This is a genomic window from Kluyvera sp. (assembly GCF_047971185.1).
Lineage (GTDB): Bacteria > Pseudomonadota > Gammaproteobacteria > Enterobacterales > Enterobacteriaceae > Kluyvera.
In genome coordinates this window covers 72740-86555 of the sequence record NZ_JBKDZH010000044.1, presented here as the reverse complement: position 1 = coordinate 86555, position 13816 = coordinate 72740, and the positions used below count along the sequence as shown (strand labels likewise).

Annotated in this window: 13 protein-coding genes and 1 pseudogene; 8 read left to right on the top strand and 6 right to left on the bottom strand. The window is 58.7% G+C overall.

What is annotated here, in order from left to right; translation table 11 throughout:
- Positions 1-44: 44 nt before the first annotated feature.
- A complete protein-coding gene (locus ACK5JN_RS12555; RefSeq protein WP_416870485.1) occupies positions 45-1211 on the top strand; it encodes a benzoate/H(+) symporter BenE family transporter in 1167 nt (388 codons plus the stop codon).
- Here ACK5JN_RS12555 and ACK5JN_RS12550 read toward each other — a convergent pair.
- Complete coding sequence (locus tag ACK5JN_RS12550; protein ID WP_416870513.1) at positions 1188-2063, bottom strand: helix-turn-helix domain-containing protein; 876 nt, start codon at positions 2061-2063, stop codon at positions 1188-1190. The two genes, ACK5JN_RS12555 and ACK5JN_RS12550, sit on opposite strands and share 24 nt — an antisense overlap.
- A gap of 185 nt (positions 2064-2248) precedes the next feature.
- Between ACK5JN_RS12550 and ACK5JN_RS12545 the strand changes: the two genes are divergently transcribed.
- From ACK5JN_RS12545 to ACK5JN_RS12520, 6 genes and pseudogenes are all read left to right on the top strand, one after another.
- A complete protein-coding gene (locus ACK5JN_RS12545; RefSeq protein ID WP_416870484.1) occupies positions 2249-3148 on the top strand; it encodes a DMT family transporter in 900 nt (299 codons plus the stop codon).
- Between the two features lie 217 nt (positions 3149-3365).
- Positions 3366-4367, top strand: a complete 1002-nt coding sequence (locus ACK5JN_RS12540; protein WP_416870483.1) for an alpha/beta fold hydrolase — start codon at positions 3366-3368, stop codon at positions 4365-4367.
- A gap of 35 nt (positions 4368-4402) precedes the next feature.
- Positions 4403-5140 (top strand): response regulator, encoded by a 738-nt coding sequence (locus ACK5JN_RS12535; protein WP_416870482.1) that lies wholly within the window; start codon positions 4403-4405, stop codon positions 5138-5140.
- On the top strand, positions 5137-6474 hold the full coding sequence (locus ACK5JN_RS12530; protein WP_416870481.1) for an ATP-binding protein: 1338 nt from the start codon (positions 5137-5139) through the stop codon (positions 6472-6474). Before ACK5JN_RS12535 ends, ACK5JN_RS12530 begins: the two co-directional genes overlap by 4 nt.
- A gap of 100 nt (positions 6475-6574) precedes the next feature.
- Positions 6575-6742, top strand: a complete 168-nt coding sequence (locus ACK5JN_RS12525) for a hypothetical protein (protein WP_416870480.1) — start codon at positions 6575-6577, stop codon at positions 6740-6742.
- Positions 6742-7915, top strand: a pseudogene (locus ACK5JN_RS12520) (cytochrome c biogenesis protein DipZ). Before ACK5JN_RS12525 ends, ACK5JN_RS12520 begins: the two are co-directional and overlap by 1 nt.
- 51 nt (positions 7916-7966) lie before the next feature.
- On the opposite strand, the gene ACK5JN_RS12515 reads toward ACK5JN_RS12520, so the two are convergent.
- The 3 genes from ACK5JN_RS12515 to tehA all read right to left on the bottom strand — a co-directional run bounded on the left by ACK5JN_RS12515 (position 7967) and on the right by tehA (position 10379).
- The gene (locus ACK5JN_RS12515; RefSeq protein WP_416870479.1) at positions 7967-8635 is read right to left on the bottom strand and encodes a DUF3313 domain-containing protein; all 669 of its coding nucleotides are present in this window, start codon (positions 8633-8635) and stop codon (positions 7967-7969) included.
- Positions 8636-8781: 146 nt separating this feature from the next.
- Positions 8782-9378 carry a tellurite resistance methyltransferase TehB gene (tehB, locus tag ACK5JN_RS12510; RefSeq protein ID WP_416870478.1) on the bottom strand — a complete coding sequence of 199 codons (597 nt, stop codon included), beginning with the start codon at positions 9376-9378 and terminating at the stop codon, positions 8782-8784.
- Positions 9375-10379 carry a dicarboxylate transporter/tellurite-resistance protein TehA gene (tehA, locus tag ACK5JN_RS12505; RefSeq protein WP_416870477.1) on the bottom strand — a complete coding sequence of 335 codons (1005 nt, stop codon included), beginning with the start codon at positions 10377-10379 and terminating at the stop codon, positions 9375-9377. The genes tehB and tehA overlap by 4 nt, the downstream gene beginning before the upstream one ends.
- Positions 10380-10532: 153 nt before the next feature.
- On the opposite strand from tehA, the gene ydcK reads away from it, so the two are divergent.
- A complete protein-coding gene (gene ydcK, locus ACK5JN_RS12500) occupies positions 10533-11510 on the top strand; it encodes a YdcK family protein (protein WP_416870476.1) in 978 nt (325 codons plus the stop codon).
- Here the strand turns inward: ydcK and rimL are convergent.
- Complete coding sequence (gene rimL, locus ACK5JN_RS12495) at positions 11505-12056, bottom strand: 50S ribosomal protein L7/L12-serine acetyltransferase (RefSeq protein ID WP_416870475.1); 552 nt, start codon at positions 12054-12056, stop codon at positions 11505-11507. The genes ydcK and rimL overlap by 6 nt on opposite strands.
- A 62-nt stretch (positions 12057-12118) precedes the next feature.
- A complete protein-coding gene (locus ACK5JN_RS12490; protein WP_416870474.1) occupies positions 12119-13774 on the bottom strand; it encodes a glucan biosynthesis protein D in 1656 nt (551 codons plus the stop codon).
- Positions 13775-13816 lie beyond the last annotated feature (42 nt).

Genomic DNA, 13816 nt, shown 5'->3' with positions numbered 1-13816 from the left:
ACAATGATACATTACATGGACGCTATAACGCACAAGAGGCTATCATGCGATCCGCTTTTATTCCTTTCCCTACGCTGCTGGCGGGTTTTGTCGCCGTGCTGGTTGGCTACGCCAGCTCTGCCGCCATTATCTGGCAGGCCGCCGCCGCCGCGGGTGCCAGCGCGCTACAAATTTCCGGCTGGATGACCGCGCTCGGCCTCGCCATGGGGCTAAGCACGCTGGTGCTGACGCTGTGGCGTAAAGTGCCGATTCTCACCGCCTGGTCAACCCCCGGCGCGGCGCTGCTGGTCGGCGGTTTACAGGGCGCCACGCTTAACGATGCGGTGGGGATTTTCATCTTCGCCAACGCGCTGATTGTGATTTGCGGGCTGACCGGCTGGTTCGCCAGACTGATGAAGCTGATCCCTCATGCGCTGGCCGCCGCCATGCTGGCGGGCATTTTGCTGCGTTTTGGCCTGCAGGCGTTTGCCACGCTGCAGGGGCAACTGCTGCTGTGCGGCAGTATGCTGGTCGGCTGGCTGCTGTTTAAGGCGCTCGCTCCGCGCTATGCGGTGGTGGCCGCTCTGGCGGTGGGGATTATCGTTGCTCTGCTAAAAGGTGACGTTGTCACTAACTCATTAACGCTGACGTTCGTTACGCCGCAGTTTATCGCGCCCCACTTTTCGTTAACCACGTTGCTCAGCGTTGGCATTCCCTTTTTCCTGGTCACCATGGCCTCACAAAATGCCCCCGGCCTCGCCACCCTTCAGGCCTCGGGCTATCGGGTACCGGTGTCGGCGCTGATTGTAATCAGCGGCGCGTTCGGCCTGCTGCTGGCGCCGTTTGGCGTTTACTCGGTCTGTATTGCGGCGATTACCGCCGCCATTTGCCAAAGCCCGGACGCGCATCCGGATCCGCAAAAGCGCTGGCTGGCGGCCGCTGCGGCAGGCGGGTTCTATTTACTGGCTGGGATATTCGGCGGCTCGATCACCGCGCTGATGGCGGCCTTACCTGCGGTATGGATTCAGATGCTGGCCGGGCTGGCGCTGCTCGGCACGCTGGGCGGCAGCCTGTTCCAGGCGCTGCACTCCGAACAGGAACGCGATGCGGCGATGGTCACCTTTCTGGTGACCGCAAGCGGCATTACTCTGGCAGGCGTCGGATCGGCGTTCTGGGGGCTGGCGGTCGGTGGGGCAAGCTTCGCGCTGCTATCCCGCAAGGCCCGCGCGTAGCTGCGACGGCGTAACGCCGGTTACCGCTTTAAAGCGGTTGCTGAAGTGGCTGGCGGAGCTGAAACCGCAGCGCAGCGCAATCTCGGTTAGCGGTAGCGCGGTGTGGCGCACCAGCTGTTGTGCGCTATCCATCCGCCGCTGCATCACGTATTGATGCGGCGCTAAGCCCACGGACTGGCGGAACATCCGCGCAAAGTGATATTCGCTCAGCGTCGCCTGGGCGGCCAGGTCGGCAAGGGTTAACGGCTCGCCGAGATGCGCATCGATAAAATCAAGCGTATTACGCAATATTCCCGGCGCCAGCCCGCCGGTTACCGCCGGGAGCCGCCAGCGCACGTTGGCGTAGTTTTGTAGCAAATGGGTAAGCAGCAGCGTGCTGGCGCTGCTGAGCGTCAGCTGATTGGCGGGCTGCTGCCAGTCACAGCCGAGCAGGAACTGGCGATACAGCAGCGTAATTTTCGGATCGTCACCAAAGATTTGCTCGTCCAGCGTCACGCTGGCCGGGCTGCGGTCCCACACCTGTTCCCCGACGCTACGCAGGTGCGCATCGGTACAGTAGAGGTGGACAAACGACAGGTCCCCGCGAATATCCCACGTCGATTCACTGTCTTCTGGCATCAGGCAGAAACGGTTTGGCCCACCGCCATTTTTCCAGCCATGCGGCGTTTTCTGATAGCTTTCATAACCGTCGGCCACGTACAGGCTTAAGGTATGGTGATCGCTTTGTACGGTCAGGGTATCGAGTTTGTTGTACCACGCGGCAAGCTGAATGCCGGAATTGAGCGCAACGGTATCCCGCAGAATTGCTTTCTGGCTCTGTAGTCTCTCAAACGTCGCGTAGGTGTGGTTCATTAACATTTCGGTCACGATTATCGATAGGCCCAGTCTAGAGGCTGTCGCAGGCGGAAACCACCTTTCGCCCCCTTTTATCGGCAAAAAACCGCAAGAATTTGCAAGTCATCCGCAACCCTTTGCAAGCCCGCCTCGCCCGTACGCGTCAGACTCAGCGTTTATCGCTGTTACCGATGTGAGGTTCTATGAACGCGCTGCTCTATGCTCTGGTTGTTGTTATCTGGGGAACCACCTGGATCGCCATTTTTTTACAGCAAGGGCCGGTGCCCGAAGCGGTCTCTATTTTCTGGCGCTTTGCCATCGCCAGCGGCACGATGCTGACTATCCTGCTGTGCCTGCGCCGTCTGCGGCCGCTGGCGCTGCGCGACCACCTGTTTTGCATGGTGCAGGGCTGCTGCGTGTTTGGCTTTAACTTTCTCTGTTTCTATACCGCCGCAAGATGGATTAACACCGGCCTGGAGTCGGTTATTTTCTCCATGGCGGTGCTATTCAACGCCATTAACAGCTTTATCTTCTTCCGCCAGACGCCGCCAAAACGCTTTTACCTTGCCGCGCTGCTGGGGCTGGCGGGCATCATTACCCTGTTCTGGGATGACCTGCAGGCGGTGGGCATGAGCAGTACTCTGCTGGCGGGGATTTTGCTGAGCGCGCTGGGCACCTACGGGTTCTCACTGGGCAATATGCTAAGCCTGCGCCACCAGCGCCGCGGCCTGGAGACCCTGACCACCAACGCCTGGGCAATGCTGTATGGCACGATCGTGATCGGCGTGGTGGCCCTGCTGCGCGGCGATGACTTTACGCCGCAGTGGACCATCAGCTATCTGGGGGCGCTGTTTTACCTGGCGCTGTTCGGCTCCGTCATCGCCTTCGGCGTTTATTTCACGCTGGTAGGCCGCATCGGCGCCAGCAACGCCGCTTACAGCACCCTGCTGTTTCCCCTGGTGGCGCTGACGCTGTCCACGGTTTACGAAGGCTATCAGTGGCACGCGAATGCGGTGGTCGGGCTGGTGCTGATTCTGCTGGGCAACCTGGTGATGTTCGCTAAACCGCAGGTCTGGCGGGTACCGTTCCTCAGCCGCGCCTGATGTGGCATCACTAATCAGGGAGGCTCCGCGTGTCTCCCTTTTGTATCACACTGTATCTGGCGTTTGCGCCGATACAGTCGCTGGCAAAATCCCTTCTTGCGCACACATCCGCGACACTTCCGCTTGTTTTTATTATCAGGTCGCGATAGCCCACTATACTTCGTTCGCTATCGTTTTTGATTTGATGCCAACAACCTCGTGTGTGCAGGAGAAATCTATGAACGTTTCAGCGTCCCCGGTATTTCGCTTCAAAATTCTGTTGCTGGCCAGCGTGCTGCTGGCACCCGCCTTGCCGGCCCTGGCTGCGCCGGATTACGCCGCCGAATTTAAAACCGTTCACCAAATTAACGCCGGCGACCTGAATATCGGCTACGTCGATATTGGCCCGCGCGATGGCCAGCCGGTCATCCTGCTGCACGGCTGGCCGTACGATATCAACAGCTACGCCCAGGTCGCGCCAGCGCTGGCCAGTAAAGGGTTCCGCGTCATTGTGCCGAGCCTGCGCGGTTACGGCACCACCCGATTCTTGTCCGCCGCTACGCCGCGCAACGGCCAGCCGTCCGCGTTAGCGTCTGACGCCGTTGTCTTAATGGATGCGCTGCATATCAAACAGGCCGATTTCGCCGGTTTCGACTGGGGCGCGCGCACGGCGGATATCGTCGCCGCGCTGTGGCCGGAGCGGGTGAAATCGCTGGTGTCGGTCAGCGGCTATCTGATTAGCAGCCAGAAAATTGGCGAACAGCCGCTGCCGCCGCAGGGGGAACAGCAGTGGTGGTATCAGTTCTATTTCGCGACTCCGCGCGGCAAGGCGGGCTACGCCAAAAACACCCACGACTTTGCGAAGCTCATCTGGCAGCAGGCGTCGCCGGGCTGGAAGTTCAGCGATGACACCTTCAACACCAGCGCCAAATCGCTGGACAACCCGGATCAGGTGGCGGTGACCATCAGCAACTACCGATGGCGTTTAGGGCTGGAGAAAGGTGAAGCGAAATATGCTAAATATGAGCAGAAGCTCGCCGCGCTGCCGGCCATTACCGTCCCGACCATCACCATTGAAGGTGGCAACAACGGCGCGCCGCACCCGGATCCGAAAACCTACGCCGCCCGCTTCACCGGCAAATATGAACACCGTACCTTCGGCCCAAACGTGGGGCATAACCCACCGCAGGAAGATCCGGCTAACTTCACCAAAGCCGTGATCGACGCCGATAAACTGTAACCCCGCGGCTGCCCCCGGCCGGACCTGGAGTCAACATGGAACACATCGATAATATCCTGGTGGTGGATGACGACCACGACATTCGCGAGCTGGTCGTCGACTACCTGCTGAAATCAGGCTATCGGGCGACGGGGGCCAGCAACGGCAAGGCTATGCGCAGCTACCTTGCCGGTAATCAGGTGGATCTGGTAGTACTGGACATCATGATGCCCGGCGACGACGGCCTGACGCTGTGTCGCCAGCTGCGCAACGACCGGCAGAATATCCCCGTACTGATGCTGACCGCGCGCGGTGACGATGCGGACAGAATACTGGGGCTGGAAATGGGCGCCGACGACTATCTGGTTAAGCCGTTTGTCGCCCGTGAACTGCTGGCGCGCATTAAGGCCATTCTGCGCCGCTACCGCGCCCTGCCGCCGAATTTGCAAATTACCGAGGCTGGACGGCTGATTGCCTTTGGCCGCTGGCAGCTGGATACCGCCGCCCGTCATTTGCTGGACGACGAGGGGCTGGTGGTGGCGCTCAGCGGCGCGGAGTATCGCCTGCTGCGCGTGTTTCTCGACCATCCCCAGCGCGTGCTTAATCGCGACCAGTTGCTTAGCCTGACCCAGGGCCGCGATGCCGAGCTGTTTGAGCGGTCAATAGACCTGCTGGTCAGCCGCCTGCGCCAGCGGTTGAACGATGACGCGCGTGAACCGGCCTATATTAAGACCGTGCGTAGCGAAGGCTACGTGCTGGCCATGCCGGTCACCCTGCGGGAACTGCATGAATGAGGCTGTGGCCAAAAACGCTGCTATATCGGTTAGTGCTGATTGTGCTGGGCGGGCTGCTGCTGGCCAATAGCCTGACGCTGGCGGTGCTGCTCTATGAACGGATGAGCAGCGCCCGCAGTGTGATGCTCAACAACCTCAGCGACGATGTCGCCACCAGCGTGGCGATTCTCGACAGGCTGCCCGCCAGCGAGCGTAGCGCCTGGTTACCCACGCTATCGCGCGGTAATTATCAGTATCTGACCAACGCCGGTGAATCGGGGCCGCCGCCCGACAGCTGGCGCTCGCGCAGCATTGTGCGAACGCTGCATGACGCGCTGGACGACAGGTATACGCTAACGTTCAGCGCTATTCCCGGGCCACGGGAGCACCTGCAGGCGCATCTGCGCTTAAGCGACGGTCAGCCGTTAACCATTGATATTCGCCCGCAGCTTCCTGCGCTGGCGCGCTGGCTGCCGATTGTTCTGGTCGCCCAGCCGCTGCTGCTGCTGATTTGCGCATGGCTGGCGGTGCGTCAGGTTGTGCGCCCGCTCTCCCGCTTTACCCGCGCCGTCGAATCATTAGAACCTGCAGACACCTCGCCGCAGCCAATGGAAGAAGGCGGTCCGCGGGAAGTCCAGCAAACGGCGCGTGCCTTTAACGCCATGCAGGCGCGCGTTCAGCACTACCTCCAGGAGCGTACGCAGATCCTCGCCGCCATTTCTCACGACCTGCAAACGCCGATTACGCGTATGAAATTACGGGTGGAGATGGCGCAGGATCCGGCGCTGCAGGAAAAGATGATGCAGGATCTCGATGCTATGACCCGTCTGGTGCGCGAAGGTATTGCCTACGCCCGCAGCAGTGAAAACGTTCAGGAAGCGAATCTGCGTCTCGACCTCAACGCCTTTCTCGACACCCTCGCCTGCGATTACGTGGACACCGGCCACCCGGTCACCTTCCAGCCGCTGGCAAGTCTGCCGCCACTCACGACCTATCCCCAGGCCCTGCGTCGGGTCGTCACCAACCTGGTCGACAATGCGCTGAAGTATGGCAATAACGACGCGATCTTACGTATCACCCCCGTTGACGAGCGCTGGCTGACCATCGACGTGCTGGATAGCGGCCCGGGGATCCCGGCGGCGGAGCTGGACGCCGTGCTTCAGCCTTTTTATCGGCTGGAAACCTCGCGTAATCGTCATACCGGCGGTACCGGATTGGGGCTGGCCATTGCCTCCCAGCTTGCCGCCCGCTTACAGGGCCGCTTAACGCTGAGCAACCGCCCGCAGGGCGGGCTGGAGGCCAGGCTCTGGCTGCCTTTGTATCCAGATGTATCCAGCACAGACACGGATAAATAGCCTGACAAAACGGCCCGTTGCCGACACACGCCCTATACAGCGGCGCGCTTAAATCACCTCACCGCCTGCAAGACAGGCTGCTATCAACATGAGGTGATTTATGACCAGAGTCCGTCAGTTTTTCCTTGGGGCCGTGGCGACGACGCTGCAAACGGCAGCCTGCGTCGCCGCAGACAATCAGGCGCTGCGCGCCGCCCTTCTCGCTAAATCGTCCGTCACCGTCGCGCAGACGGCCGATCGCCCGCGCCGCGTGCTGGGAGGTGCCTGATGGCCGTTATCATCGCATTTCTGGGGGGGCATGCTCACGCTGCTAAGCCCCTGCACGTTGCCGGTCATCCCGTTTTTGTTCGCCAGCATGAAGGGGCAAAAAAGCCATCTGGCGGCGCTGCTCGGCGGTATGGTGCTGATGTTTACCGCGCTGTCGCTGCTGGTGACCGCAGCCAGCGCGTGGGTCACTCAGATTTCTGTGGTGGGCCGCTGGCTGGCGCTGGCGTTTCTCACCGTGGTGGCGCTGTCGCTGATCTCACCGCAGATAGCGCAGCGGCTGGCGTCGCCGGCAGTTCGTCTCGGTAACCAGGTCAACGATCGCAGCCTGCGTCGTCAAGGGCTGCTGTCGGCACTATTGGCCGGGATTGCCACCGGCCTGCTTTGGGCGCCCTGCGCAGGCCCGGTGCTGGGGGCGATTCTTAGTCTGGGGGTCGTTGAGGGAAACACCGTTTCCAGCGCTGTTTTGCTGGCCGCCTATGGCAGCGGCTGCGCCGTGATGCTGGCGCTACTGTGGCTGGGCGGTCAGCGGGTGATGCGCTGGCTGCGCGCCAGAACCGCCGTAGTTGAGCGGTTAAAACGGCTGGGCGGCGTCGCTATGCTGGCCTCGGTGATACTCATTGCTTCGGGCGTCACCAGCGTACTTCAGGGGGCCAATACGCTCTCCCAGCAGTTGGAACAGCATCTGGTGTCGTGGGTTCCCGCCACGCCCGTTAAACTGCAGCCCGTTGCCGACAGCGCCCTGCCGCCGCTCACTGGCGGGACCGGGTGGATCAACAGTGTGCCACTCAGTCGCGAGACGCTAAAAGGCAAAGTCGTGCTGGTCGATTTCTGGACTTTTGACTGCATTAACTGCCAGCACACCTTGCCGCATGTCCGCGAATGGGCAGAAAAATATCGTCCACAGGGGCTGGAGGTGATTGGCGTACACACGCCGGAATATCCGCACGAGAAGAATTTGGCCGCGGTAACGGCCGCAGTGAAAAAATGGCGGCTGAGCTACCCGGTGGTCACGGACAATAATTATCAAATATGGCGCGCTTTTGGCAATCAGTACTGGCCGGCCCACTACCTTTTTGATGCGCGCGGTCAGCTTCGCTATACGTTCTTTGGTGAAGGGAATTACAGCGAACAGGAACAGGCCATTGCGCAGTTATTAAAAGAAGCGCGTACCTGATTAAAATAAGGGGGCACTCGCCCCCTTATTAATTGTGGAATTAATATGAACTTATTTCTGCGACAGGTCGAATTTCACCGCATCGATGGCCATATCATCAATAACCTGTTTCAATGTATCCAGCGTCAGCTGGGCGTTAGAGTTAGACAGATCTTTGCCTTCCCCTTTACGCACCACTTTGATCACCGGCTTATTGGTGGCGGCGTCGACCAGTTCTGCCTCAAAGTACAGGTTGGTGTTCATGGTACGGTGGCCCGTCGCGGCTTCAGTGCCGGCAACAACCATCGCAATTGGAATCACTTCGTAGAACTGCAACCCTTCTTTGCTGGAGTCAACGGCAGTAATCGCGCCGCGGAAGATCAGGCTGTGCGGGCCAGCCTTGGTTGCCAGCGGTTTACGCTCGCTGATGGCTTTCTTCAGCTCGATGTTGGTGTAGTTCAGAATATCGGTCAGCGCTTTCTGCCCGACCTGGGTCGTGGGCTTCGGTACCGGATAATAGGTTACCGGGTTATAAACAACGTTGGCATAGTTAGCCGGTTTATAATCCGGGGAGATCCAACGCAGTTCCGTTTTTCCTGACGCCGTTGTGGCTTCTTTCAGGCCAGAATAATCTTTTAAAAAGCCGGAATACTGCTCGGGAGTGGTGGTCTTCGATGCACAGCCCGCTAATGCCAGAACGCCCACAAGGGCCGCCGCTTTGAAAAACGCTTGAGTACGCATGAGAATAATCCCTGATAAATGCACAGATGCCCGTAAGTTATAGCAAATGAATCAGGAGTTTGTCGCGACAAAAATGGGGGCGCGCTCATTATTCGCCAAAAAATATTCACCACATAACGGGCTTTCACCCGTTATATAAATGCAAGTTATGATTTCTTACGTGCCAGCATCGTCGCAAAGCGTAATTTAATGCGATTGCCGTTTTCATCGGTACGATGTAACTCGCCGACGTCTTCGTTATATTTCAGTAGTTCCCAACCCTCGTAATAGTTTTTCAGTTCACCCGTCTTAAAGGCGAACGGGAAACCGACCGTGCAAGGGAAATCATCGGTATCCATCGCCGCCACAATCAGGTTATAGCCGCCGGGCTGCGTGCAACGCTGCATGTTGTCGATCAGGCGCGGGATAGTGCTCGCTTCAAGGAACATCATCACTACGGTAGAGAGGATAAAATCATACTCGCCGTCAAAGCTCAACGTATTGAGATCCTTAATCGATGCCTGCAGGTTTTCCAGCCCTTCCGCTTCGCGGACCGACAGCAGATTCTGAATACTCATCGGGTTTTTATCCCACGCGGTAACATCGTAGCCGTTTGCCGCCAGATAGAGGCTGTTACGCCCATTGCCGCAGCCCAGATCCAGGGTTTTTCCCGGCTTGACGATGGTCGCCGCATGGACCACCTCGGAATGAGTGCGGGTCAGACCGTATTTGTCGGTAAAGTAGTTTTCATCACGAATGGTCATTGGTCATCCTTCGGTTTTATCATTGTCGACGGTGCAGCACGCGTCAAAAGTTTACCCTGAAGCAGCAACAGCAGCGTTTTTATCAGCAGCAGGCCGATCACGATATTGGTGAATATAAACAGCGGTACGGCCAGATTATGGAAAAAGCCCGATGCGCTGGCATGCCCAAGATGCAGGCCGGTGGAGGCCAGCGCGGAAATACCGAACGAGAAGCTCCAGAACGAGGCGTTAAACGCCTGGCTCAGGTACCAGGGCATCAGTCGTAGCATAAACAGCAGTTGTAGCAGCCCGTAGCCAAACAGCATTTTCGCGAACACATCGCCATGCCCGCCGTTAATGCTCAGCCACGCGTTACAGGCTACCAGCGCCGGCGCCAGCTGGATGCCGAGCGAGGTACGGAGCGGCACCGACAGCGTGCCGCCGCTGCGTAAACGTTGAACAATAGCAGGCTCAAGCGTGATCCATGACACCACGCCCGCCCCCAGAAACACCAGCCCGGCATCGTTAAAGCCGAGCGCGCCGCAGGCCATCGCGCTGATAAAATTGTTAGCGACGGTGGGCAGATATAGCCCCGGCGTGGTGGCATCCGCCGGGTGCTCGCCGCGCCACAGCCCCGCCGTTTGCCACGCGGCATAGCTCAGCTGCAACACCACGCCAATAATAAACAGCGCCAGCGCCAGCGGCCGCAGCCACGGCGTTACGCCGATGGAAACCAGCAGGGTGGTCGCCGGAAATAAGCTCACGAAACTGCTGGCGATCGGGTGACGCATCTCCAGCCAGACGCTATACGGAAAACGGATTGCCCGGATAACGAACGCCAGCGACAGCAGCGCCCACATGGTGATCGCCAGCATCACCAGCCCTTCGCCTATCGCATGGCTCACCGGCCAGATAGTGCTGGCATAGCGCCAGGCGAAGCCCATGCCGATGGTTCCCAGTACCATGCCAAAATAGCCCGCCGGTAAGTTCAATACCCGCGGCTCATCGCTTTTATTATTCATTTTGTTTATTTATTCAAAACTCGTTAAGTTGCATTTTAAATGATTCTTTTGCGCAGCGCTAGCGCCAGGCTAAGTATAGAGAGATTGCCGGTAGTCCCGCGTTTCTGGCGATGATTTGCTACATTTACTGTATCAGTATCGCCTGAGGCCACCATGAAAAAATACCGTCTAAGCGACAGCACGCGCAGCGTCCAGATTGGCGAACCCGGCGCTCGCGAGAGCATCGTCATGCGACAGATTATTGCCCTACGGGATTTTGCCGATGTGACAGCCGGTACCCCCGGCGGCTGGGTCGAGGATGAAAGCGCGCTTAGCCACGACGGCAACTGCTGGATTTACGATGACAACAGCCTCGTTTACGCGGAGGCCAGGATAGAAGATAACGCGCGGCTAATGCAGCCCTGCGAAATCAGCCACCGGGCGATTATCGGCGGCAACGCACGGGTACTGGCCAGCCAGATAGGCTACGGCGCGCGATTGAGCGATAACGTCACCGTTGATAACGCGCGGGTCCACGGTCATTGCCACCTGTTTGGCGATGCCTATATCGGTGAACGCTGCCAGATTGTCGGGGCCAAAGGCCTCACCGACAGCGAGCGGCTGCTGCAAATCTACGATCGCGCGCGGCTAAATGACTGCCGGGTGGTGCATCAGGCGCAAATCTACGGCGACGCAACGCTCAACCACGCCTTTGTGGAGCATCGGGCGGAGATTTACGACAACGCGCAGCTGGAAGGCAATGAGGAAAACAATATCTGGGTCTGCGACTGCGCCAGAGTCTACGGCAATGCGCGCATCATCGCCGGGCGCGGTGAAGACGATATTCCCACCCTACGCTACAGTTCACAGGTGGCGGAAAACGCGGTGATCGAAGGCAACTGCGTGCTGAAGCATCACGTGCTGGTGGGCGGCAACGCGCGGCTGCGCGGCGGGCCAATTCTGCTTGACGATCACGTGCTGATTCAGGGCGATGCGCGTATCGAAGGCGATGTGCTGATCGAGTATCACATCGATATCACCGACAGCGTGGTGGTGGAAGCGCTGCCCGGTGATGCTATTCACCTGCGCGGACGTAAGGCGATAACCGGCGCGCAGCACATTACCCGCACTCCGCTGTTCGGCGCGCTATGACGGCTTTTTATCGACAATTCGCGCGTAGATATTCTGATCGTGAAACACGTCGTTCAGAAATTCTGCCTGGCGCAGGCAGCCTTCCAGCTGGAAACCGTTGCGCTGCGCCACCTGGTTGCTGCGTAGATTATCCACCCGACACTTGATCACGAAGCGACGAACTTCCCCAGCGTCAGCGTAGTAGCGGATAAACGCCTGCAACGACGCGGACAAAATGCCCTTCCCCTGCGCGGACTCATCCAGCCAGTAGCCGATATAGCCCGTTTTGTTCGACGGCTCAATCTGGTTAAACGAGAGCACGCCCAACAGGTTGCCCTCGACAAAAATCAGGAACATTTTGGCAATACCGCGCTGGTGCAGCATCATGTTGCCCTGCACGTTTTGACGCGTATCCTGCTCACTTTTCACAAACTGCGGCCAGTTGAGCGTCTGCTGTAGCCAGTCACGGTTGCGTAGCACCATCTGGTGCAGCTCGGCAACGTGCGACTCATTAACGGCCTCAAGGGTGATGATGTCGGAAGCGACGATCGTTTCAACGCGGGTCATGTGTAGGTTCTCAGTCTAAAAGAAAACCCGGCGTCGCATGAGTCAGCCGGGTCTGGTCTCGGTTACTTCATTATGCGGTCGTCAACATACTGACGTTTATCCGGCGCCGGCGGGAAGTACTGATACAGCCAGGTTTCGCTGATGGCATCTCCGCGGCAGCGCAGGAACAGGCGCATATCCACCGGTTCGGTAGAGTCCGACGTTGGGTACCAGTCGAACAGAATACGGTAGCCGTCAAACGGTTCAACGTAAAGAATCTCAACCTGTTTGGCTTCCCCGCTGGACAGCGTGATCACCGGTTCAATCCCCTTCGGCGCGGCCGCTTTCAAATCACCGCCGACAAAGTCGATAGCAAAGCGACGGGACCATTTTTCCGGGTAGTGTTCGCCCGGCGCCCAGCCTTCCGGGAAGCTGCCCATACCGGTGCGGGTCGCCAGCACGCGCGCCAGCGGTGAACGGACCGGCGGCATCGCGCTCCAGTAGAGGCGATAGCTGAAGTTCAGCTGCTCGCCCGCCTTCATCGGCTTTTCCGGCTGCCAGAAGCAGACGATGTTATCCAGGGTTTCGCCGGTCGTCGGGATCTCCATCAGGCTCACCGCCCCTTTGCCCCACTGATTACGCGGCTCGACCCACAGGCTTGGGCGCTTGTTGTACCAGCCCATCACATCCTGATAGTGCGTAAAATCGCGATCCAGCTGCAACAGGCCGAAACCTTTCGGGTTCTTATCCTGGTAGGCGTTGAACTGTAGCTTCTGCGGGTTATTGAGCGGGCGACAGATCCACTCACCGTTGCCCAGCCACATCGCCAGACGGTCGGAGTCATGGATCTGCGGGTGAATGGTGTCACAGACGCGGCGCTCGTTGTTGCCGCAGCTAAACATACTGGTCATCGGCGCGATACCCAGCTGTTTGATATCTTTACGCGCATAGATGTGGTTTTCCACATCCATGATCACCTGCGCTTTTTCACAGTGCACCACGAATTTATAGGCGCCGGTTACGCTGGCGCTATCGAGCAGCGCGTAAACGGTAAAGGTGGTGTCGCCCGGTTTCGCGGTTTCAAACCAGAACGAGGTGAAGTCCGGGAATTCTTCGAGCGAATCGGTATAGGTGTCAATCGCCAGACCGCGCGCCGACAAGCCGTATTGATAGGTGCTGTCGACCGCGCGGAAGTAGCTGGCGCCGAGGAACGAGACAATATCGCGACGCGCCAGCTCCGGCGCTTTAAACACGCGGAAACCGGCAAAACCGAGGTCGCTTTGCCCTTCCAGCTGTTTGGTGTCGACGCCCGCATCGTGGTACTGGAACAGCTCCGGGCGGAAGTGAATTTCACGCGCCTGCTGGCTGGCCGGGTCGAGCGAGAACATGCGCACGCGGCGGCGGAAGCCCATGCCGACGTGGAAGAATTGCACATCCAACTGACGCTCTTTCACGTTATTCCACAGGGACTGCTGCGCATCGTACTGAATGCTGTTGTAGGCCTGCGGCGTCAGGTTCGCCAGCGTGTCCGGCAGCGCACGCGGCGCACCGCTCCACGGTTGACGGGAGAGATCGTGGGCCATCGATTGCAGCACGCCAAAGTCAAAGCGACGCGTCTGGCCATCGGCGATGTCGGACTCCTGCGCCAGCGCGGCCTGGGAGAAAAGCGATGCAAAACCGGAAGTCCCGCATACGGCGGCGACAGCCATTGAAGATTTTAGAAAATGTCTGCGATTCATGCCTGGCAAAGCGTCCTTTATATAGTCGAAATGCTGCAAAAA

What these genes read in the sequence shown, in the direction of transcription:
- ydcK (WP_416870476.1), top strand. Translation starts at nt 10,533, where the DNA reads ATGAAAAAATACCGTCTAAGCGACAGCACGCGCAGCGTCCAGATTGGC.
- tehA (WP_416870477.1), bottom strand. Translation starts at nt 10,379, where the DNA reads ATGAATAATAAAAGCGATGAGCCGCGGGTATTGAACTTACCGGCGGGC.
- ACK5JN_RS12525 (WP_416870480.1), top strand. Translation starts at nt 6,575, where the DNA reads ATGACCAGAGTCCGTCAGTTTTTCCTTGGGGCCGTGGCGACGACGCTG.
- ACK5JN_RS12540 (WP_416870483.1), top strand. Translation starts at nt 3,366, where the DNA reads ATGAACGTTTCAGCGTCCCCGGTATTTCGCTTCAAAATTCTGTTGCTG.
- ACK5JN_RS12515 (WP_416870479.1), bottom strand. Translation starts at nt 8,635, where the DNA reads ATGCGTACTCAAGCGTTTTTCAAAGCGGCGGCCCTTGTGGGCGTTCTG.
- ACK5JN_RS12535 (WP_416870482.1), top strand. Translation starts at nt 4,403, where the DNA reads ATGGAACACATCGATAATATCCTGGTGGTGGATGACGACCACGACATT.
- tehB (WP_416870478.1), bottom strand. Translation starts at nt 9,378, where the DNA reads ATGACCATTCGTGATGAAAACTACTTTACCGACAAATACGGTCTGACC.
- ACK5JN_RS12550 (WP_416870513.1), bottom strand. Translation starts at nt 2,063, where the DNA reads ATGAACCACACCTACGCGACGTTTGAGAGACTACAGAGCCAGAAAGCA.
- ACK5JN_RS12530 (WP_416870481.1), top strand. Translation starts at nt 5,137, where the DNA reads ATGAGGCTGTGGCCAAAAACGCTGCTATATCGGTTAGTGCTGATTGTG.
- rimL (WP_416870475.1), bottom strand. Translation starts at nt 12,056, where the DNA reads ATGACCCGCGTTGAAACGATCGTCGCTTCCGACATCATCACCCTTGAG.
- ACK5JN_RS12555 (WP_416870485.1), top strand. Translation starts at nt 45, where the DNA reads ATGCGATCCGCTTTTATTCCTTTCCCTACGCTGCTGGCGGGTTTTGTC.
- ACK5JN_RS12545 (WP_416870484.1), top strand. Translation starts at nt 2,249, where the DNA reads ATGAACGCGCTGCTCTATGCTCTGGTTGTTGTTATCTGGGGAACCACC.
- ACK5JN_RS12490 (WP_416870474.1), bottom strand. Translation starts at nt 13,774, where the DNA reads ATGAATCGCAGACATTTTCTAAAATCTTCAATGGCTGTCGCCGCCGTA.